General features: G+C 59.5%; 27 protein-coding genes. 19 read left to right on the top strand and 8 right to left on the bottom strand.

The genetic code is table 11. The annotated features are described in order from the left end of the window. Positions 1–39: 39 nt before the first annotated feature. The 18 genes from G8E10_RS09415 (at position 40) to G8E10_RS09330 (ending at position 9,818) form a co-directional block, all read left to right on the top strand. Positions 40–261 carry a hypothetical protein gene (locus G8E10_RS09415; RefSeq protein ID WP_167128240.1) on the top strand — a complete coding sequence of 74 codons (222 nt, stop codon included), beginning with the start codon at positions 40–42 and terminating at the stop codon, positions 259–261. A 61-nt stretch (positions 262–322) separates the two neighbouring features. Next, positions 323–493: a hypothetical protein gene (locus G8E10_RS09410; protein ID WP_167128237.1), complete on the top strand. Its 171-nt coding sequence runs from the start codon at positions 323–325 to the stop codon at positions 491–493. Beyond that, positions 493–879: a hypothetical protein gene (locus G8E10_RS09405; protein WP_167128234.1), complete on the top strand. Its 387-nt coding sequence runs from the start codon at positions 493–495 to the stop codon at positions 877–879. The genes G8E10_RS09410 and G8E10_RS09405 overlap by 1 nt, the downstream gene beginning before the upstream one ends. Then, on the top strand, positions 876–1,091 hold the full coding sequence (locus G8E10_RS09400) for a hypothetical protein (protein WP_167128230.1): 216 nt from the start codon (positions 876–878) through the stop codon (positions 1,089–1,091). The genes G8E10_RS09405 and G8E10_RS09400 overlap by 4 nt, the downstream gene beginning before the upstream one ends. Further along, positions 1,091–1,621 carry a hypothetical protein gene (locus G8E10_RS09395; RefSeq protein ID WP_167128227.1) on the top strand — a complete coding sequence of 177 codons (531 nt, stop codon included), beginning with the start codon at positions 1,091–1,093 and terminating at the stop codon, positions 1,619–1,621. Before G8E10_RS09400 ends, G8E10_RS09395 begins: the two co-directional genes overlap by 1 nt. Before the next feature lie 14 nt (positions 1,622–1,635). After that, on the top strand, positions 1,636–2,658 hold the full coding sequence (locus G8E10_RS09390; RefSeq protein WP_167128224.1) for a PD-(D/E)XK nuclease family protein: 1,023 nt from the start codon (positions 1,636–1,638) through the stop codon (positions 2,656–2,658). Beyond that, positions 2,658–3,776, top strand: coding sequence for an AAA family ATPase (locus G8E10_RS09385; protein WP_167128221.1), 1,119 nt, complete (start codon positions 2,658–2,660; stop codon positions 3,774–3,776). Before G8E10_RS09390 ends, G8E10_RS09385 begins: the two co-directional genes overlap by 1 nt. A gap of 2 nt (positions 3,777–3,778) precedes the next feature. Then, positions 3,779–4,132, top strand: coding sequence for a hypothetical protein (locus G8E10_RS09380; RefSeq protein ID WP_167128218.1), 354 nt, complete (start codon positions 3,779–3,781; stop codon positions 4,130–4,132). Further along, positions 4,129–4,668 carry a hypothetical protein gene (locus tag G8E10_RS09375; protein WP_167128215.1) on the top strand — a complete coding sequence of 180 codons (540 nt, stop codon included), beginning with the start codon at positions 4,129–4,131 and terminating at the stop codon, positions 4,666–4,668. The genes G8E10_RS09380 and G8E10_RS09375 overlap by 4 nt, the downstream gene beginning before the upstream one ends. An 86-nt stretch (positions 4,669–4,754) precedes the next feature. Beyond that, complete coding sequence (locus G8E10_RS09370) at positions 4,755–5,198, top strand: hypothetical protein (protein WP_167128212.1); 444 nt, start codon at positions 4,755–4,757, stop codon at positions 5,196–5,198. Continuing rightward, positions 5,191–5,769 (top strand): hypothetical protein, encoded by a 579-nt coding sequence (locus G8E10_RS09365; RefSeq protein WP_167128208.1) that lies wholly within the window; start codon positions 5,191–5,193, stop codon positions 5,767–5,769. The genes G8E10_RS09370 and G8E10_RS09365 overlap by 8 nt, the downstream gene beginning before the upstream one ends. A gap of 35 nt (positions 5,770–5,804) precedes the next feature. Continuing rightward, positions 5,805–6,191: a hypothetical protein gene (locus tag G8E10_RS09360; protein ID WP_281517485.1), complete on the top strand. Its 387-nt coding sequence runs from the start codon at positions 5,805–5,807 to the stop codon at positions 6,189–6,191. Beyond that, positions 6,188–6,460, top strand: coding sequence for a hypothetical protein (locus tag G8E10_RS09355; RefSeq protein ID WP_167128202.1), 273 nt, complete (start codon positions 6,188–6,190; stop codon positions 6,458–6,460). Before G8E10_RS09360 ends, G8E10_RS09355 begins: the two co-directional genes overlap by 4 nt. Continuing rightward, complete coding sequence (locus G8E10_RS09350; protein WP_167128199.1) at positions 6,457–7,323, top strand: hypothetical protein; 867 nt, start codon at positions 6,457–6,459, stop codon at positions 7,321–7,323. Before G8E10_RS09355 ends, G8E10_RS09350 begins: the two co-directional genes overlap by 4 nt. Beyond that, positions 7,320–7,562 (top strand): winged helix-turn-helix domain-containing protein, encoded by a 243-nt coding sequence (locus G8E10_RS09345; protein WP_167128196.1) that lies wholly within the window; start codon positions 7,320–7,322, stop codon positions 7,560–7,562. The genes G8E10_RS09350 and G8E10_RS09345 overlap by 4 nt, the downstream gene beginning before the upstream one ends. Then, positions 7,559–8,101 carry an HNH endonuclease signature motif containing protein gene (locus G8E10_RS09340; protein WP_167128193.1) on the top strand — a complete coding sequence of 181 codons (543 nt, stop codon included), beginning with the start codon at positions 7,559–7,561 and terminating at the stop codon, positions 8,099–8,101. Before G8E10_RS09345 ends, G8E10_RS09340 begins: the two co-directional genes overlap by 4 nt. After that, the gene (locus G8E10_RS09335) at positions 8,098–9,288 is read left to right on the top strand and encodes a site-specific integrase (protein ID WP_281517496.1); all 1,191 of its coding nucleotides are present in this window, start codon (positions 8,098–8,100) and stop codon (positions 9,286–9,288) included. Before G8E10_RS09340 ends, G8E10_RS09335 begins: the two co-directional genes overlap by 4 nt. Beyond that, positions 9,288–9,818: a GIY-YIG nuclease family protein gene (locus tag G8E10_RS09330; protein ID WP_167128187.1), complete on the top strand. Its 531-nt coding sequence runs from the start codon at positions 9,288–9,290 to the stop codon at positions 9,816–9,818. Before G8E10_RS09335 ends, G8E10_RS09330 begins: the two co-directional genes overlap by 1 nt. Positions 9,819–9,993: 175 nt before the next feature. On the opposite strand, the gene G8E10_RS09325 is transcribed toward G8E10_RS09330, so the two are convergent. The 3 genes from G8E10_RS09325 to G8E10_RS09315 form a co-directional block, all read right to left on the bottom strand. Then, entirely contained in the window at positions 9,994–10,386 is a 393-nt protein-coding gene (locus tag G8E10_RS09325; RefSeq protein ID WP_167128334.1) for a hypothetical protein, read from the bottom strand. 156 nt (positions 10,387–10,542) lie between these two features. Continuing rightward, positions 10,543–10,854 carry a hypothetical protein gene (locus tag G8E10_RS09320; RefSeq protein WP_281517495.1) on the bottom strand — a complete coding sequence of 104 codons (312 nt, stop codon included), beginning with the start codon at positions 10,852–10,854 and terminating at the stop codon, positions 10,543–10,545. Continuing rightward, positions 10,851–11,693 carry a glycoside hydrolase family 108 protein gene (locus G8E10_RS09315; RefSeq protein ID WP_281517494.1) on the bottom strand — a complete coding sequence of 281 codons (843 nt, stop codon included), beginning with the start codon at positions 11,691–11,693 and terminating at the stop codon, positions 10,851–10,853. The genes G8E10_RS09320 and G8E10_RS09315 overlap by 4 nt, the downstream gene beginning before the upstream one ends. Before the next feature lie 123 nt (positions 11,694–11,816). Here G8E10_RS09315 and G8E10_RS09310 point away from each other — a divergent pair, with 123 nt between their 5' ends. Further along, a complete protein-coding gene (locus G8E10_RS09310; RefSeq protein ID WP_167128327.1) occupies positions 11,817–12,404 on the top strand; it encodes an acyltransferase in 588 nt (195 codons plus the stop codon). A 4-nt stretch (positions 12,405–12,408) separates the two neighbouring features. On the opposite strand, the gene G8E10_RS09305 is transcribed toward G8E10_RS09310, so the two are convergent. The 5 genes from G8E10_RS09305 to G8E10_RS09285 form a co-directional block, all read right to left on the bottom strand. Then, positions 12,409–13,260, bottom strand: a complete 852-nt coding sequence (locus G8E10_RS09305; protein WP_167128324.1) for a hypothetical protein — start codon at positions 13,258–13,260, stop codon at positions 12,409–12,411. Positions 13,261–13,612: 352 nt separating this feature from the next. Continuing rightward, entirely contained in the window at positions 13,613–13,786 is a 174-nt protein-coding gene (locus G8E10_RS09300) for a hypothetical protein (protein ID WP_167128321.1), read from the bottom strand. Between the two features lie 2 nt (positions 13,787–13,788). Beyond that, complete coding sequence (locus G8E10_RS09295; RefSeq protein WP_167128318.1) at positions 13,789–14,772, bottom strand: hypothetical protein; 984 nt, start codon at positions 14,770–14,772, stop codon at positions 13,789–13,791. Then, positions 14,772–16,820 (bottom strand): hypothetical protein, encoded by a 2,049-nt coding sequence (locus G8E10_RS25885; RefSeq protein WP_281517493.1) that lies wholly within the window; start codon positions 16,818–16,820, stop codon positions 14,772–14,774. The genes G8E10_RS09295 and G8E10_RS25885 overlap by 1 nt, the downstream gene beginning before the upstream one ends. Beyond that, positions 16,820–17,635 (bottom strand): hypothetical protein, encoded by an 816-nt coding sequence (locus G8E10_RS09285; RefSeq protein WP_167128316.1) that lies wholly within the window; start codon positions 17,633–17,635, stop codon positions 16,820–16,822. The genes G8E10_RS25885 and G8E10_RS09285 overlap by 1 nt, the downstream gene beginning before the upstream one ends. Positions 17,636–17,650 lie beyond the last annotated feature (15 nt).

Genomic DNA, 17,650 nt, shown 5'->3' with positions numbered 1-17,650 from the left:
TTCTCCATCAACCGCACCAAGCGAGATGGAGAAATGGGAATGCGCGGAACAATCGGAATTGGATCCCTCATCGCAATGTCGATGATGGCGCACTCGGAACCTCTCGCTGCAGCCCCCGTGCTGATCGCAGACAAGCCGCAGGGCATCAGCAAGACCAAGAAGCTGCCAAAGACCGGCAAGCGCTACCCGTACAGCTCTGATCGTCAAAACGCGCGCTATGCTCGGCAGATCAAAGCTGGGCAGCTTCGCTTCGTTGCCTGATCCGCTTCGGCATCCGCCCATCAACCGGCGGATATCGAAACGGATCACCATGGAGACGGTCATGCACCCCCGCAAAGATATCGACCCCCGAACACTGAAAGCCCTCGCCACCCGCGCAAACGACGTGCTGCTGATCGTGCTGATCACGGTCATCGGCGTTGTCGCGCTCTACGCGGCTCACACCGGGTTCAGCCGGCAGGAGCGGGCGTATGAGATCGCAGGGAGGGTGTGATGGCTGACGTCAAGCACACACCGGGTCCATGGAAGGTCGTTTCATCTGTCAGCTTCGAGAGCGGCCTGACCTATGTCTCTGTCCAGCCCGAGCATTCAGATGCCGAGCGCGATAAGCCGCTGGCGATGGCGAATGGCGAGTTTCACGTCTGCCGCATGTCTCACACCGCCGCCCGGCATCGCATCACGCTTTATGAAGCAAATGCTCGCCTGATCGCCGCCGCTCCTGAATTGCTGACGGAATTGGAAGTTCGCGAAGGCGATCTGGTCATGCTTCGTCGAGCGATTGCAGAGGGAGACCCAAAAGAAGAGCTGCTGATCCGCGTTGGCGACATGCTCAAGGAAACACGAGCGGTCATCGAAAAAGCAAAAGGCGGTGCAGCATGAAGACCATCGCCCTCGCCAAGCACCCCGCCAACATGGACGCGTCGGCCCACGAGGTTCTCGACGTCACAATCGGCCGTAGCACCGGCACCGTCTTCCGCGTCACCAACGGCTTCGTACCCGGATTCAAGGGCATGACCGCGCCCGGTTACATGCCGGATGTGGAGACGGCCGTCGAGTGGATCGAGGCGTTTGCAGCGCAGGAGGCCGCGTGATGGGTCTGGATGTCACCGCTTACAGCAAGCTCAGCAAGATCGACGATGTGAAGTATCTCGACGGGGATGTCTACGACAAGACGCTGACCGTCGTTGCCCCAGAGGCCTATGATCTTGTCGTTTACGTCAGCCGCGACTTTCCCGGGCGGGAAGAAGGGCTTGAGGATCGTGGCGTCTATCAGGCCGAAGAATCCTTCGGGTTTCGCGCCGGCTCCTACGGCGGATACAATGATTTTCGAGAAGAGCTCGCAAAGCTTGCTGGCTACCCTTCTGTGCCCGGCGACAGCGAACGCCATAACCACTCTCGCGGCGCGTGGGCTGCGAAAGGCGGCTTGTTCTGGGAGCTCATCAAATTCTCCGACTGCGACGGCACGATAGGCCCTGTTGTCAGCAAGAAGCTCTCTGAGGACTTCAGGACTTTCGATGCGGACGCTCAGACGCACGGGGACGCTTGGTTCTACCAGCGATACCAAGAGTGGAAGAAGGCGTTTGAACTGGCTGCCGACGATGGCGCCGTGAGCTTCCAATGAGTCCGGAGATGGAAATGATCGACCTCATCCACTCCGAGACGATCGTCGAGCCGGGCTTATACCGTATGTCCGAGGCGTCCTATCACGCCGATCCGGCCCCCGTTGCCAGCCTCTCCCGCTCGATCGCCCTCAAGCTCATCGACGAGAGCCCGCGCCACGCCTTCACCGCTCACCCGCGTCTCAACCCGCAGGAGCCCGAGGAGAAGGCGAACAGCAACATCCGCGAGATCGGCAGTGCGGCACACGCCTTGCTCCTAAACCAGCCGACCGAGATCCGCGTCATCGACGCCAAGGATTACAAGGGTGGCAAGGCGCAGGGCGAGCGGAAGGCGGCACAGGCAGATGGTGCGATCCCGCTGCTTGTCGCTGACCACAAGACTGCGCTCGCCATGGTCGCCAAGGCCCGCGCGCTATTCATCGACAGCGAGCACCCGGCATTGCGCGGTCTGGCGGACCCTGCCGGCACGTCGTCGAACCTGCTGAACGAGGTCACAGCCGCCTGGATCGACCCGTGCGGCGATCATTGGGCCCGGGCGCGCATCGACCGCCTCGACGTCGCGCTCGATCGCCTGACCATTCTCGACTACAAGACCACCGGCATGCAGGTCTCGCCCCAGGCAGTATCCCGCACGCTCTACAACAACACCTATCATTTTCAGGACGCGTTCTATCGCCGTGGCATCCGTCGCCTGTTCCCCCAGATCGACCGCCACGAGATGAAGCTCGATTTCCTCTTCATCATGCAGGAGCAGGAAGCCCCGCACGAGGTGTCCGTCGTCCGCGTCGACAATGGCGGCCGGCTCATCGGCGAGAAGATGGTCTCGAACGCCTTTCTGCTATGGCGGAAGTGCATGGCCGAGAACCGTTGGCCGGGATACCCGACCGAGATCCAGACCGCCGAAATGCCCGCATATATTGATACCTCGTGGTCGGCCCGCGAGATCGAAGATCCGCGTTTGCAGGGACTCGGGCTGGATCCATTCCCCTTCTTCGAGAGCAAGCCCTACCGCTCTACCCCCATTGCAGGACCGTGCTGATGAACACCTTCACCGATGGCGTGCGAGATGACACGTCCCTGATCATTGGCGTTGCCGGGCCGTCCGGCTCGGGCAAGACCGTCAGCGCGCTGCTGTTGGCGCTGGGCCTTGCTGGCGACGAGCCAATCGCTTTCATCGACACCGAGGGCGGTCGCGCGCGGCACTACTTCCCCACGCCCTTTGACACCCGGCCGCAGTCCGAACTCCTCAGGGAATTCCTGTTCCGCGTGAAGTACATGGACATGCGGCCGCCGTTCAGCCCCAAGGCGATCTGGCTGGCGATCAATGAGGCCGTTGACAAGGTTGGCGCTCGCGTCGTTGTTATCGACTCCGCTTCCGACGAGTGGGAGGGCGTCGGCGGGCTCCACGACATGCACACCGCCGAGATGGTCCGGCTGGCGAAGAAGCCATACGAGTCCTTTGCCGATTGGGAGATGCACAAGTTCAATTTCCCGGCATGGGCTGTTCCGAAGTCCGAGCACAAGACGCACCTGATGAAGAACCTGCGGCAGGTCAGGGCGCACGTCATTTTCTGCTTCCGGGCGCGCGAGGTCACGAAGCCGGTCGAGATCGAGGACCACAACGGCCGCAAGAAAATGACCGTCCAGAACATCGGATGGCAGCCGATCTGCGAGCAAAATATGCTCTACGATATGACCATCTCGTTCATGGTCACTCCGGACGCCAAGGGCGTGCCGCTGATGCAGAACGGCGAATTCTACGGCAAGCTGAATGCTCCGTATGCTCAGTTCTTCCAGCCCGGCAAGCAGGTTTCTATGGAGACCGGCCGCCGTCTCCGTGCTTGGGCACGCGGCGAGAACACCAATCCAGTAGCTCAGCCGGCGCAGACAAAGCCCGCGGCTGATGCGGGCGCCGAACAGACCTCCCAAGCATCGGCGCCCAACAATTCCGTGCTGCTCGCGTACCATCAGGCGCTTGCGAGCGAGATCGACCGTGAAAGTCTCATGGCCACGCACGCACGCGAGAAGGTCAAGCTCACCGAGCAGTACCTCGTCGACATCGGCAAGCAGATCCTCTCCGCCCACAACGATCGGCTGAAAGGCCACGCCGACGCGGACGCCACCAACACCTACGTCACCGGCCTGATCGAGGGATAACCATGCGCAACAAGCCGTTCTCCTGCGACTACGATTTCGACGGCATCTATCCGATCACCGAGTGCTTTGATGCGCGGGGTATCGCCGAGCTCGTCGATGACGAATGCGACGGCTTCTATGTCGCGAGCATCACGTTCGACGACGGGGTGCGGCTGATCCCGCGCGGGAACGGCTATCTCGGCCTACCGCACGCAGTCAAGGACGGCATCTTCGCGATCATCGCCGACGAGATCCAGAAGTCCGAGCACGCCGCCGAACACTTCCACACCGCGCTCAACGAATCCCGTCTGCCCGACCCCGACCGAGCATACGACGAGCGCCGTGATCACCTCGCAATGGGATGGTGTGCAGCATGACCACCCACGACACCCGCACAGGGAGTGAGACGGCGGTAGAGGGGGAGGTGCGGCCCGAGCCGGCGGCATTCCCGGCTGGCTACATGCTTGTACCTATCAAGCCATCCCGAGAAATGGTGAAGGCTGGCGAAGAATGGTCCGTCCTCCTAGAGACCACATGGCAAGACATGCTCGACGCCGCTCCGCTGACCAATTTCGAAATCTCGTTGGAAGCCCTCGCCGCCGAACGTGATGGCCTACTGTCGCGGGTGGAGTGGCAACCTATCGAGACCGCACCAAAGGACGGTACAGAAATCATTATGTTTTGCCCGCAAGGCGACGGAACGCCGGGCAAGACATTTCGCGTCAGTGCCGGATCTTGGTTCATACCACCCACGCACACATCGATACCAGACCCGGATGTTGATGAAAACGAGCCCCCGGCTTGGTTGTCTTGGGATGGAGGTTTCTCCGAAGATACCATGATGCCCACTCACTGGATGCCTCTCCCAAGCCCTCCTGCCCTCTCCACCCCCACTCAGGAGATCAACCCATGAGCACCCCCGACATCCTCTCCCCTTCCGTTTCCTCCGAGAACTTCACAAGGGAGGAAGTGCAGGCTGCGATTGCCAAGGCGGTTGAGGTGAAAGCCGAGCCGGAAGCTGACGAAATCGACCGGATCGCGCATCGTGTTCATGTCGAAAGGTCGGACGATTTTACACTGAAATGGTCAAAGCAAACCTCAAAACATCGAAACTCTGCAAGAGGCTCCGTCCGCACACTTATCGCCGCCATGAAGGCGCTCGGCTATGCGCCTCTGACGAAGCGACGAGCGCTTTCAGCACTCAAGGCCGAGAACGCCGCTCTGCTCTCGCGGGTGGAGAGATTGACAAAGGATGCCGAGGTTTGGCGGATGAATAGTCGTGACACATTCGACGCAATGTGCGCGATGCGCAACGCCATCAACGAGCATATCCCCATGCCGAGCTTTGAGAGCGACCTCCTGCAAGGGCCGGAAACGTCGGTCTTCTGCTCTGTCGTCGCTCAATCGGTTATCGTCGCCCTTCAGGAGAAAAGCCATGACTGAGAAGCTTTGGCGCTATGGCATTCAGCACGGCTCAGAAGGCGAGGCAAACTACGCTTGGGTTTATCGCGGCCAAGATATGATCGCGACGATGAAGACGCACATCGCGAAAGAAATCTGTGACCGGATGAACGCCCCCGATCCGGCTGTCAACGTCGGGACGGTGAAGGCGCTGGAGTGGGTCCTTAACCGTGGGTTCGCAGCCGAAACCCCTTTCGGCCTCTATGAGGTCGAGCCGCACGGTGCAGTGTGGCATATGCTTCATGCTGGAGGCTTTGTTTCACTGCACTCGACCGAAGACGAAGCACAATCCGCCGCCCAAGCCGATTACGAGCGTCGCATCCTCTCCGCCCTCTCCACCCCACCCCATGAAGCGGGAAGCCCAGCACCCTCGACAGATGTGGTGGGCAGCGAACTCCTCACGACGATCAAGGAATTCGCCCGCTGGCATCACCTCAACGAGATGACGATCGCAGCAGGAAAAACGCCGAGCGACAGCGAGATCGACTTCGAGGCTATCGCTTGGAACCGGATCACGCGCGCTCTCGCAGCCACGGAGGGCTCTGCCGAATGAGCCGACAAGTCAACCGATGCCTCAAAGACAAGGTGATGGATCACATCGACCACGCCCTAGGCCGGCCTGTCGATCCAATGGCCGAGAGCTACCGCAACTACTTTGCGACGGCCGCCGATAGCGAGCACGGGAAGGCATTCGCAGCCTCTCCGTACTGGGGGACCGAGAGCAGCATTGAGCCCAGCCGCATGACATACTTCTTTGTCACCGAGGCCGGCCGGAAAGCGCTCAGGCAGCATCTGAAGGAAATCGGCGACAAGCATCGGGTCTATGCCGTCACTTACGAAGGCCAGACATCGACCGTTGTCGCCGTCTCCGCCGCAAAAGCGAAGTACAGCCTCTGGCTCAATATCTCCGACTGCTTCTGTGACCTGACGTTTGGAAAATTCACGCGCAGCGCAACCGTGAGGATCGCAGCATGAGCGAGAAGCAAATGCCATGCCCCTGCACGGGAATTGCCCAGGACGAAAGCTGCCCGGTCGGCTATCCGTCGCTGCTTTGCCAAGTCTGCAATGGCATTGGCCACGTGCCTGCCGTGAAGCTTGACGGCTCTGAACTCTGGGAAATCGTTTTCGGTATCGCCAACGACGCCGCTCACGAGATCACCGACGAGCAGTACCAGCAGATTGCAGATGCCATCAATCACGTCTTCATCGACCCCGATCCCCAGATCAGGGAGGTGGGGGAGTGAAGCACAAAGACACAGCCTACTATCGCCAATCACTGCCGGGAGTCCACGAGACCGCCGAGGAGCTGAAACGCCGCGTGCGGCGTGAGGCTCGGCAGCAGGAACTCGCAGCGGCGCAGGCCGCCGACGAAACGCAGGTGATGACCGATCAGCTCGCAAACGCACTTCGCATGGTTCATGCATGCGAGGGCGGCGTGAACGGCATGCGGGCGCGCATGGTGGCCGCAGAGGGCACGCTGTCGAGCTTGCTCCAGGAGATCGAGAACCGCGTCACGACCGACGAGATGGTTCAGGCATTCAAGGCGCTGGTTGCAACCTCTCCCGCCACCCTCGACACCCTGAAGGAATTCGCCGACGCGATCGAGAACGACCCGCATTTCGGCTCGACGATGCTGCTGGCCCTCAGCATGCGCTTGCGGGTGGATGCAGCACAAACGCTGACCGCAGCACAGTTGACACAGGCACGGGCAAACCTCGGGCTTGGCAGCGCCGCCTTGCGTGCCTTCACCGATTTCGCCACAGCCACGCACGGCCACGCGCTGGCGGATCTCGCTGGCCAGATCATGCGTTCGCAGTTGCCGGCGAACTATCCGCAGCGCATCGAGGCTTACAACGGGCTCACGACAGCAGCCGGGCTGCACACTGTGACATTCCCCACGCCGTTCGTCTCAGCCCCGAGCGTTCAGCCGGCGCTCGTCGGTACCGACACCGATACGCAATTCCGCATTGTCAGCCGGACGGCGTCAGGTTTTTCTATCCACGTCTTCAAACGCGCCAAGCTCACGGTTCTCAGCATCGACCTGTTGAGCTTTGCCACGACCAATGTTGCGGGCGCCCAGGTTGACGTTCGCGTGGAGGGGACATGAAAGCCAACGCTCTTTTCCTCACAGAGGCCGAGCTCGCCGAACGCATCGGAGTCAAGACCGACCTGCTGAAGGACGCTCTTTCTGCCCTGTCGAAATCAGGGTTCCCCGAGCCGGACCCGCTTTTCGGCGGCCGAAGGTATTGGCCCGCCTGCGAAGCATTCCTTGATCGGCGATATGGACTCACCCCATCGTCGGCACCGGCCGCTATTGGCCTTGATGGTCAGGAAACATGGTCATGAAGGAACTGCCTCTCGATCTACTCAAGAGCCTGTTTCACTACGATTCATCACACGGTGAGCTTTACTGGAAGGAGCGACCGGAGCCCGCGTTTAAGTGCTTTCGTGACTACCGTAGATGGAACGCGCTGTATGCAGGCAAGAAAGCTGGGTGCATCAGCAAATCAACGGGCTATCGCTATGTCGCCTACCAAGGGCGAAAGTACGAGGTTCACAGACTCATTTGGGCAATCGAGACTGGGCAGTGGCCAGACAGGATTGACCACAAAGAGGGCCGTCGCGACGACAACCGCTTCTCCGAATTGAGAAGCGTGAGCCACAGCGAGAACATGCGAAATCAGGCAATGCCCAAGAGCAACACCTCAGGGATTTGCGGCGTCTATTTCAGCAAACAAACCAGAAAATGGGTCGCCTTCATTACGGGCCGAGGACGGAAAATTTCGCTCGGACACTTTGAGAGAAAGGAAGACGCCGCAAAAGCAAGGAAAGATGCCGAATTGAAATACGATTTCCATCCTAACCACGGGAGAAAATGCGCATGACTAAAGCTCCAGGCCTGAAATCAAGGCCTCGAAATGACGGCACGACCGCCCATTATTGGGTTGCCTCGGCCGTTGCGAAGAACACAGAAGGCTACCCCCTCAAGACCGTGCGTGTTCACGGTACCGACGATGAGGTCGCCGCGCGATGCCGCGTGCTGACGGCAGAGCTGAAGGAATGGCTTACGAAGCGCGGGAAGGGCACCCGGCCGACCTATGACGGCACTCTGCGCTCGCTGATCCGGCTCTACCAGCAGACGGCCGAGAGTTCGTACTTCGAGGTGAAGAGCAACACCCGCAGCATGTATGACGAAAGCCTTCGCCTCCTCGAGACTTCGGTCGGCGCGCGTAGGCTCGAAAAGGTGACCGGCATCGATATCCGCCGCTGGCATTCGAAGTTTAAGGAGCCGGCCGCCGATGGGAAAACCGAGCGCCATCGCCGTGCCTACAAGGCGATCCAGCTCCTGCGCATCGTGATCGGCTTCGGCGTGGTCATGAACATCGCCGAGTGCTTCCGGCTTAAGACGGTCATGGAGGAAATGCGTTTCCATGTTCCGCGTGGGCGCACCGCGGCAATCTCGTTCGAGCAGACGAAAGCGATCTGCGAGCTGGCGATCTCAAAGGGCCGGCTCTCGATCGCGCTCGCCCAGGCGCTGCAGTTCGAGCTCACTCTGCGACAGATCGATGTTATCGGCCGTTGGGAAGATGCTGAGGAGATCGGGACCGGCGGCATCGTCTACCGCGGCCAGAGATGGCGCGACGGCCTGCTATGGGCCGACATCGACGACAAGGGCGTGCTCGTGAAGACCACCATCAAGACCGGCAAGGTGGCCGAGCACGACTCCATGCAGTATCCCTTCCTCCGCGCCATCATGGATCTCGTGCCGATCGGCCAGCGGTTTGGCCCGGTCGTGAAGTCCGAGACGACAGGCCTCCCATACCAGCAGCGGTATTTCATCAAGATGTGGCGCACGCTGGCAGACGCTTGCGGAGTCTCGAAAGACGTCTGGAACCGGGACAGCCGGGCAGGGGGCATCACCGAGGGAGGCGACGCGGGCGCCGATATCGAGATGCTTCGCCATCATGCGAACCACGATAATATCGCAACAACGCAGCGCTATAATCGCAAAACGCTAGAAAAAACCTCGAACGTGGCTCGATTGCGCGTGGCGCATAGAAAGGAGAAGTGATGACCGACGAAAGCAGCATGGGCCTTAAGTGGCGATTTCGAAAAGATGGGACTCGTGTCGCGTATTGGGTTTGCAGTGGGCGGAAGCTTCATGAGAACTTCAAGCCAAGGACAGCGAGACTGTGGAGTGGCAATGCACCTTCCGTTGATGATCTTGAATCCATCAGAAGTCAGTGCCAGCGCTTGCAGGCAGATATGCACGAGCTCGCCATGAGCCCTCGCAGGAACCGGAGAACAGAAAACCGCAGCGGCAGCATATATTTCATCCAGTCGAGACGAATGGTGAAGATCGGGTTTACCGCCGGGAAAGCGGATCAACGCTTGAGGAAGCTGCAAATTGGATCCGGCGAGCCGCTGTTACTTTTGGGCTCGGTCGAAGGTGATCAGATCGTCGAGAAGCAGCTTCACTGGCGATTCAAAAACCATCATTCACACGGAGAATGGTTCTTTATTGCCGGTAGCCTGCGCACCTACATCAACAAGCTTTTCGGCAAATCAGGCGCCGTCGAACAGGCGCAGAACAACTTCTGAGGAACGTCTACAGGAACGTCAGGAACGGCATATTCCTAAGCTGTTGAATTTGTGGTGATCCCGACTGGACTCGAACCAGTGGCCTACAGATTAGGAATCTCTGCCTAAGCGTTGGGATTATATGCAGGCGTTCCTCACGAAAAGTGCGTTCCCGGATATCTCTGGGAACGCGTTCTTATTTCGGGCGGAGGCTGCCGGGCTGAGGCTTTTCGGAGAACGTGTCGATCTTGGATCCCAGCACCTCGACCTTGGTGGAGAGGCCGGCGATGTCCTTCCTGATCGCCTCCTGCGAACCGAGGATGGCGTCGGCGAGACGGTCCACGCGATCGTTCAGCGCCTGGGTCTTCCCCTCCTGCGCGCCCATTCGATAGGGCAGATCGCTCATGTTCTTCAAGGCGGAGTTGACGTCGGCAAAGTTCTTGTCGGTCTGGGTGCTGCGGGTCGCGCGGTACCGCTCGCCCTCGTCGAGCTGGGCCTTGATTTTGGCGTTGTCCTGGGCCGTGTACCAGAACAGGCCGCCGATCGCGATGATGGTGGGGATATTCCCTTTGACCCAGTCCCAAGTCATGGACGTGTTTCCCGCATCGCTCATTGAAGTCTCAACCCTTAACGTTCATCAGGGGTTGTTCGTTCAACCCAAGTAGTGCATCCGGCCGGCCGTCACTTCCAGCATTTCTGACGGATGCCGAGCGCGTTGTGCGCCGCGACCTGATTGGCGAACGGCCTATCGTCCACCACGATCTTGACTGCCGTTTCCAGCGTCGGTGTCAGCTTCTGCCACCCGTCGCACGCATTCGCGGTGCTCTTCTGTGTCTGGCACGAAGAGAGAGCGGCACAGCTCAGAAGCATCAGAGCGAGAGATTTCAGCATCGATTTCGTTCCTCTTGCGCAGGATGACGACGGAGTTTTCAAGCGCGACGACGGCGGCCTGCTGCCGGCCGGCCGATTTGCCGTAGAGATAGGCCGGGCCGGATACCAGTGCGGCGCCGACGATCGCGCCGACGCCAAGCTTGAACCAATCCAGCGGGGCGATCATACCGGCACCTTGTCGAGCGCGTCGGCCAGCTCGGCCTTCTTGCGGGTGGCGTACCAGCGATACGCGACGCCGCCGATGGTCAGCACACCGGTGGCGATCACCAACCCGGCGACGACGTGGCCGATAAGCGCGCTGCCGGCGCTGAAGGGTGCGAGCTGGTCCTGCACCTGCTGCAGGGTGGCCGCCAGGGCACCGGAGCCGACGCCGCCACCTGTTGCCGCGTCCGCGATGCCCTTGGTCGGCGCTGTCTTGGCGTCCTCGATGCGAGCTTTGACGTTGGCCTTGTCGATGAAGGTGATCTCAGGACCGACCGAACCGGATGCCCACGCCTGACCAATGGCGCGCACGTCATTGACGCGGCTCGTCCACCCCTTTCGATAAGTCTTCCAGATCTTCAGGTTCTTGAGGAAGGTCATGCGGCGATCGAGGATGCGTGCAATCAGGGCGTCATGATCGTTGATGCCGCGGAGCGCCGCGAGCGTGCCGGGGCCGATTACCCCATCCACGGCCGCGCCTGTCATGCCGAGAGCGCGCTGCAGCCACATGCCGGACTGCTTGACGCCGGAGTTCACCGCCCCGTCGAACACCACATAGCCAACGCCGGCCGGCAGGCTGTCGCCCTTGATGAGCGACCAGTACCGCATGCGATAGATGGAGTCGCGCTCACCGTTGGTCATGAGCTTGATGCTCTGGGTCTTGGCGCCGAGGTTGCGGCGATAGTCGTCATAGACCTTTTTCGTCACGCCCTGGTTCGTCTCACCGCCCGGGTCGCGGGGGTCATGCACGTACCCGCCCTCATGAACCAGCACCTTCGCCAGTGACCGTTCGAATTCGTTCATCGCCATCGCCTCGTTTCGATGGTCGGATAATCGGCGTCAGGAGGTCAGGGCGCAAAGCACAGGGAACCTGTTGAGTTACGCAATGGTGGGTGGTAGGTCGGGCTGAAACCGGAGACCGACGTAATGAACATCATCGAGCAGTTCCCAGGCGAGAACGAGATACTGATCGCTGAAGATGTCCTGCGCGACTTCCCCGGGAACGTCGTTGTCAATGGCAAGGGAAATCGGGTGGTGTTTGGCCGGCCGTTCACTTGCTCCGACATCTACATTGAGGTGAATGGCGGCGGCACGGTCGAGGTCGGCTCGCGCTGCCTACTAAGCGGCCAGCACATCCGATTGTTTGTGCCGGGGAGGATCACGCTCGGGGACGGCTGCGCCTTCAACGGAACGAGCCACCTGCACATGCACGAGAGCGCCACCATCCAGCTTGGCCGGGATTGCCTCATAGCAGGCAACACCTCTTTCAGCAGCAGCCACGTTCACAAGATCCTCGATCTGGATACCGGTGAGCGACTGAACCCTGCTGACGACATCATCGTCGGTGATCACGTTTGGGTCTCTGCAGACGCTACGCTATGGCCCGGAGCCAAGGTCGGAAACGACAGTGTCGTTGGCAAGGGTTCCTACGTCTCGAAAGAATTCCCTGCGAATTGCATCATTGCCGGTACGCCCGCCCGCGTTGTTCGCGAGCGGATCACCTGGGCCTTTTAAGCCTTCAGTCTTTGATGACGTCCGACATCCTCATGCTGCCAAGAGGGCTTGAGGGATTATTCGCGTAGTTGTTGGGGAGATGGCGCACGCAGGCTACCGATGCAATGCGATGGCCCTTAGTCACTGGCACGACCGGGCGAACCCAGAAGCCATCCGGCACGTTTTCGAACGTAAGAGCCATTGCAGATCTCTCGCAGACCTCCCAACCAAAGCTCTCCTTGCTGCTTTCCATATCAAATGCGCGATTGGTGACGTATTCGCCGGCTAGATGCTGATCAAGGATGAAGAACCCGTAGTAGGGGTTGTCCATCGTCATGAATATGAATTCTCCCATATCGATTTTTGCGCGAGGTATTACCCGGCTCGGGCCGACCTGATCAGTCGAGTGCAAAACCATATCGGATTTGTTTAGCTCGATGCGCTGGAACCCAGGGTAAAGGCCGTGGGGCGCGAGGATGTTTCGATACGTCCTGAAATACAGAAAATTCGCATATGTAATTTCATGATCGTCTTCGGTGTAGATAAAGTGCGTGTAGCAGCTTCCGATAAATTCCCGGATGAGTGGCTTGTGCGCCCACGTCAGATGCTGCGGGTTATCCAGCCCCTCGACAGTATGGATCTCGATAGTTCTTGAGGTGTTACCCGCGCCAGGGAACACCTCCGTCAGTTCTGATAGTAGCTCATGGATTGCCTGATGCTGGGATGCGTCCGCTGAGTTCGTGTAAATGTGAAAGGTTACCTCCTGCACAGGATAATGCGCGATCGAGCGGATGGTCTGGTAGAGGTGTTCGAGGCGGTCATGCCGATAATGGAATGTTACAGCCACCATTATGCGGTCATCGGTCACAGCAATCATTTGATCGTCCTTTTGCAGAACGACACCACAAGCACAGCGATTGCATGAGATCAAGGCTCTGGCGTGCAAGGCCGGTTCATTGAGCTGTCGGGCTTAGCATGCTACGAAGCCCACCAGCAACGGAACAAAGCAAATGCCGATCCTAATGAAGAACAAGAGCGGTCACCGCGCATGGGCCTTACCGCATAGCTATATCAAAGCTGATGGCCTTCCGATCAAGCAGAGCCAGCAACCCATGACAGCCATAACAGCGATCATGACCGACCCGACTGGCTCACTCGCTCTTGACCCGGCGCTTCCAGGGATTATCGAGATCTTGCAGGATGAGGAGACACCTCAGCAGCACTGAGGATTAAGGCGTTCTCTGCGTTTTCGCCTTGGATCGCTTCGGCTCAGCGCTGGTTGCCAGTTCCAACTGGCTGTTCAGAAATGCCGCCTGGGTTTCAACCAATGACAGGTCCATGAACAGCTTGCCGATCTTTCGTTGCAAGGTTTCCTGAGCTTTCTTCTCAAATTCTTCGTTCATTTTCACACCGCGTAGAGCGCGCGTTTGCGCAAGTTGCCGTTGATGATGACAGTTTCGTATTCAACGATGGCACCAGCAGACGGGGTAGTCGCGATGCCACTCCACTGCCAGTTCCCACCGAGCGCAGAGGTCCACCGAAGTCCGCCGCGGGTTGTTCCGTCCAAGCTATCCTTCCACTGGATGACCTGCTCCGTCTTCATGTTGATGCCGATATTGGAATAGTTCGTGTCCATCTCGGTGAAGTCGATGCCGACGAACCCGGCGCCCTGAAGCCGGATCATCCGAGTAACCTGCACCTTTGCAGATGGCCCGCCGATGACGAGCGCGGAACCGACTACGTTTTCCCCATCGGCGTTATCGGCCGAATTCAGGGAAAGGTGGATGCCGATGCGTCGGCCAAGATCGTCCTTGCCTTTGACGAAAAGACCGATCTCAGCAGCCACCGTACCGCTCTGGGGCTGGGGCACGAAGTCGCGGTTTTCAAGGCAGATCGCCCAGGCTGTGCCATCGGCGTTTTTCTGAGCGCGGAAATAGCCGGCGCAATGCTCGCCGCCGCCTGCGGCATTCACTTCAAGGGTACTGGTGATGCCCCATTCGAAGGCATCCGTTTTGAAGTCAACTTTCGTCTGCGCGCGAATGGCGCTATTCACCTGAGCATAAGTGCCACCGGCAGGCGGGTTTCGCGTCACCCAGAACGTAGTGAAGTCGCCTGTGGTGTCAGTATCGTGCTTCACCCAGAGGCGACCGCCGGTCTTGATGCCGAGCGCCTGAAGCCCGTCACCAAGATCTTCGTATTTGACATAATCTCCGGGGTTTCGTCCCGCTGCGCCGGCGACCTGAAACACGTTCCCGTTCAGATCCTTCGAGAACAGCTTGCGATCGGGCACGTTCAAGCCGAGCTCGTAATCAAGCAGTTCGCTCGCCGAGAACACCTTGCCGGGAGTGTTGGTGCGCCGCGTCTGATATCGCGATGGTTTGGTGACCATTACACGGTCCCTCCGTCAAGAGTGTCGAATGCCGCTTCCTTCGCCGCGATGGCGTTCAGGATCGTGGTGCGGAAATTGGGATCATCGCCAAGAGCGGCGGCGAGTTCGTCGAGCGTGTCGAGCGCGCCGGGGGCGGCTGCGATAACGGCATTGATGGCACTGGTGACGTAGTTGACGGTCGCGATAGCCACGCCGTTGTAGAACATGCCGTTGCCACCAAGGAACGAGATGCTGCCTGTGCCGGTCTGGGCGAAGGTGAAATTCCCGTTGACCCCCGGCTCGCGGTCGATACGGGCCGCGAAGTCCGCAGCGTTTGGGGCACCGTAGCTGTGGAAGTCGATGAAAGAGTCTCTGTCACCGGATAGCCCTACACCAAGCTCAATATTCTGAAGCTGCGAGAGAGCCTGTTGTTTGTTCCCGTTCAATGCCGCAAGAGCATCTGCAAGGGTGCTGCCAGAGTGGCTAATCTGGGCGGACGTATAGTCCCCACTCTGAGGCGTCACGGTGCCTGTGCGGCCACCCCACGACGAGACCCCTGCAATACCCCCGTCACCCGCCGTTGCTTCTGCAAGTGTGGCGAGAGGCTGACCGTTATAGTAGGGCCGCTGGTTATGGTAGACGGAGCCAGTAAACTCCCACTCGTAGCCATTTTCGGCGGTGAACCCCATGCGCTTGAAGGCTGCGTTAGCGTACCCGATGTAGCCTGTGCGACTGCCATTCTTCTGGTTAAACTCAAGAAAGCCAGTATTGTCAGGTCCGCCAGCAACGAGGCTTGCATATCCGTTTACGCCGGGTGCGCCTTGCCGTGCACCAACGAAACCCTGTACTTCAAGGTTTGTCTTGTAGCGGGCATCAAGCTCGGTCTCGCCCTCGTACACACGCTCCCAAGCACCCCATGTGTCACCAAACCACCTACGCCGGTAACTACGCTCAGTGAATACTTCTTTCGCCCACTGGTATCCATTTCCACCGTCGCCTTGATACCGCAGCCATGCATGCGTGTTTGCGTTCGGCAGGTTCAACGCAGTGTTGGTCGCAAACGCCCACCCTGTCTCACGGAAAAGGTTGCAGTCTGCGACAATTCCTGCAAGCCCGGCTTTCAGGCGAGCAGGCAGCTGGCTATCCGCGATGACCTGAGACAGCCGGTTATAGCGAGCATCAAGCGTCGTCGGGTCAACGCCGAGGTTCGTCTGACCCTGCGTCTTCTGCCCTGTGGTCAGCGTCTGGACAGCGTCGAACTGAAGCCGGTTCGAGATCTGCGCCTGAAGCTTCCCGGCCATGACGATAAAACTGTCGCTGGCTGCGATGACTGCATTGGTCGCGAACGAAACGCCGGCAAGCAAAGTGTCGCGAACCCGCTGCGCCGTGAAGTACAGGTTCGACGCGCCTTCCGTGACGGCATCCGTCGAGCCCGGCGATGCGCTGATCTCCGGATAGGCCGAGCCCGACCAGCGATAGGTCTTGTTCGTGTCCTGCGCGACGTAGATCTTGCCGCTCTCGCCGGTTGCCGGGAATGCTGCGAAGTTCGCATATTCCAGAACGTCGTCAACGTAGGACGGAAGCTGGATCGCCGGAACCTTGCCGTCCCCACCAAGCGTCGCAACGCCATTGATGGCGCCCTTCTCAGTGGCCGCGATCCGGTTGCCGATCGACGTTTGCAGCGTCGCATTGTCGGGAAGCGCGCCGAGCTTGGTCTTCTCGGTTGCCGTGTAAACCTTGTTCACGGTCCCATCAACGATGGTATCAGCCGGCTGGGTGCCGGTGTGATTGGCGCGGTTCTTCAGGTTCGCGTCGGTATCGTTTGCGGTCGCGCCGGTTGCGATGCCGGCAAGCTTTGCCCGTTCCGTCGCGGTATAGGCCTTATTCGTCGTGCCGTCCGTAATGGTGTCGGCCGGCTGGGTACCCGTATGCGTCGACCGGTCGCGGAGCTGCGCGTCGGTCGCGTTCTTCGTGGCCTGCGCGGCAATGCCTGAAAGTTTGGCACGCTCGGTCGCGAGCTCATCACGCAGCGATCCGGCAGACGATGTTTTCCGAGACGGAGTCACCATCACACAGTTCCTCCGTCGAAAATGTCTGAAGCCGTGCCGTAGACCTGGGCGACACGCACAAGAAGACGCGCGGTGTTCGTGGTCGACATCGCGTCAAATGCAGTGATGGGACTGGTGAGGGACACGTGCACGCCGTCTGTGGCGGTCCAATCCGAGCCTTCTTCCATTACCGAACCATTCAGGATGACCTCAAAAATCCCGCCCTCACCATAGCCACCGGCAATGGTCACGGTGTCTTCGCCAACCGCGAGGCTGAAGCTCTGGGGCTTGACCGGGGCGAGAGAGGCGCCGGGCTGCAAAGCGGTATCAGCGCGCGCGCCCTGGGCGGAGGTTGCAAAGGTGTTGGCATCACGGAACGCTGCTGACCGAAGGGTGGCAACGATCTCCACCGTATCGATCAGTTCCTCGATGCTGAGCTGCGAGCCTTCAAGGCTGTTGAGCAGCGCCCGCTCAATGTCACGATGCATCTCTTGCATCTGCGCGGTGAGCACATCGAGGGCAAGGTTCTGATCGCGAGTCGGGAGGGGAGCGCCGTCCTGAAAGCGCGATTGACGCCGAGGAAGGCGATAGCCGAGGACGGACACGGCGCCGGTGATCCCGGAGGAAAAGACGACGCGGCCGTTGGTCGATTTGCCGGCGATGAAGTCGGCGAGAACGCCGAAGTCGTACCTGCGAGCGCCGTTGTGATAGACCGCCACATCCTGAATATTGTAGAGATCGAATCCGATCGAGAACGTCGTCGTCGGTGACGTCGGCGCATAAGTCGAGATGCGATTGTCGGGTTCAATCGTGGACATGTGCGTGACGATGCCCAAGCGGAGCACCGCTCG

This window comes from Ferranicluibacter rubi (assembly GCF_011603255.1).
Taxonomy (GTDB): Bacteria; Pseudomonadota; Alphaproteobacteria; order Rhizobiales; family Rhizobiaceae; genus Ferranicluibacter; species Ferranicluibacter rubi.
The sequence above is the reverse complement of the archived record's forward strand: the minus strand, read 5'-3'. Positions and strand labels throughout refer to the sequence as shown.

Coding starts and splice junctions, on each gene's coding strand:
- G8E10_RS09415 (WP_167128240.1), top strand. CDS start 40: ATGCGCGGAACAATCGGAATTGGATCCCTCATCGCAATGTCGATGATG.
- G8E10_RS09410 (WP_167128237.1), top strand. CDS start 323: ATGCACCCCCGCAAAGATATCGACCCCCGAACACTGAAAGCCCTCGCC.
- G8E10_RS09405 (WP_167128234.1), top strand. CDS start 493: ATGGCTGACGTCAAGCACACACCGGGTCCATGGAAGGTCGTTTCATCT.
- G8E10_RS09400 (WP_167128230.1), top strand. CDS start 876: ATGAAGACCATCGCCCTCGCCAAGCACCCCGCCAACATGGACGCGTCG.
- G8E10_RS09395 (WP_167128227.1), top strand. CDS start 1,091: ATGGGTCTGGATGTCACCGCTTACAGCAAGCTCAGCAAGATCGACGAT.
- G8E10_RS09390 (WP_167128224.1), top strand. CDS start 1,636: ATGATCGACCTCATCCACTCCGAGACGATCGTCGAGCCGGGCTTATAC.
- G8E10_RS09385 (WP_167128221.1), top strand. CDS start 2,658: ATGAACACCTTCACCGATGGCGTGCGAGATGACACGTCCCTGATCATT.
- G8E10_RS09380 (WP_167128218.1), top strand. CDS start 3,779: ATGCGCAACAAGCCGTTCTCCTGCGACTACGATTTCGACGGCATCTAT.
- G8E10_RS09375 (WP_167128215.1), top strand. CDS start 4,129: ATGACCACCCACGACACCCGCACAGGGAGTGAGACGGCGGTAGAGGGG.
- G8E10_RS09365 (WP_167128208.1), top strand. CDS start 5,191: ATGACTGAGAAGCTTTGGCGCTATGGCATTCAGCACGGCTCAGAAGGC.
- G8E10_RS09360 (WP_281517485.1), top strand. CDS start 5,805: ATGGATCACATCGACCACGCCCTAGGCCGGCCTGTCGATCCAATGGCC.
- G8E10_RS09355 (WP_167128202.1), top strand. CDS start 6,188: ATGAGCGAGAAGCAAATGCCATGCCCCTGCACGGGAATTGCCCAGGAC.
- G8E10_RS09345 (WP_167128196.1), top strand. CDS start 7,320: ATGAAAGCCAACGCTCTTTTCCTCACAGAGGCCGAGCTCGCCGAACGC.
- G8E10_RS09340 (WP_167128193.1), top strand. CDS start 7,559: ATGAAGGAACTGCCTCTCGATCTACTCAAGAGCCTGTTTCACTACGAT.
- G8E10_RS09335 (WP_281517496.1), top strand. CDS start 8,098: ATGACTAAAGCTCCAGGCCTGAAATCAAGGCCTCGAAATGACGGCACG.
- G8E10_RS09330 (WP_167128187.1), top strand. CDS start 9,288: ATGACCGACGAAAGCAGCATGGGCCTTAAGTGGCGATTTCGAAAAGAT.
- G8E10_RS09325 (WP_167128334.1), bottom strand. CDS start 10,386: ATGACTTGGGACTGGGTCAAAGGGAATATCCCCACCATCATCGCGATC.
- G8E10_RS09320 (WP_281517495.1), bottom strand. CDS start 10,854: ATGATCGCCCCGCTGGATTGGTTCAAGCTTGGCGTCGGCGCGATCGTC.
- G8E10_RS09315 (WP_281517494.1), bottom strand. CDS start 11,693: ATGAACGAATTCGAACGGTCACTGGCGAAGGTGCTGGTTCATGAGGGC.
- G8E10_RS09310 (WP_167128327.1), top strand. CDS start 11,817: ATGAACATCATCGAGCAGTTCCCAGGCGAGAACGAGATACTGATCGCT.
- G8E10_RS09305 (WP_167128324.1), bottom strand. CDS start 13,260: ATGATTGCTGTGACCGATGACCGCATAATGGTGGCTGTAACATTCCAT.
- G8E10_RS09300 (WP_167128321.1), bottom strand. CDS start 13,786: ATGAACGAAGAATTTGAGAAGAAAGCTCAGGAAACCTTGCAACGAAAG.
- G8E10_RS09295 (WP_167128318.1), bottom strand. CDS start 14,772: ATGGTCACCAAACCATCGCGATATCAGACGCGGCGCACCAACACTCCC.
- G8E10_RS25885 (WP_281517493.1), bottom strand. CDS start 16,820: ATGGTGACTCCGTCTCGGAAAACATCGTCTGCCGGATCGCTGCGTGAT.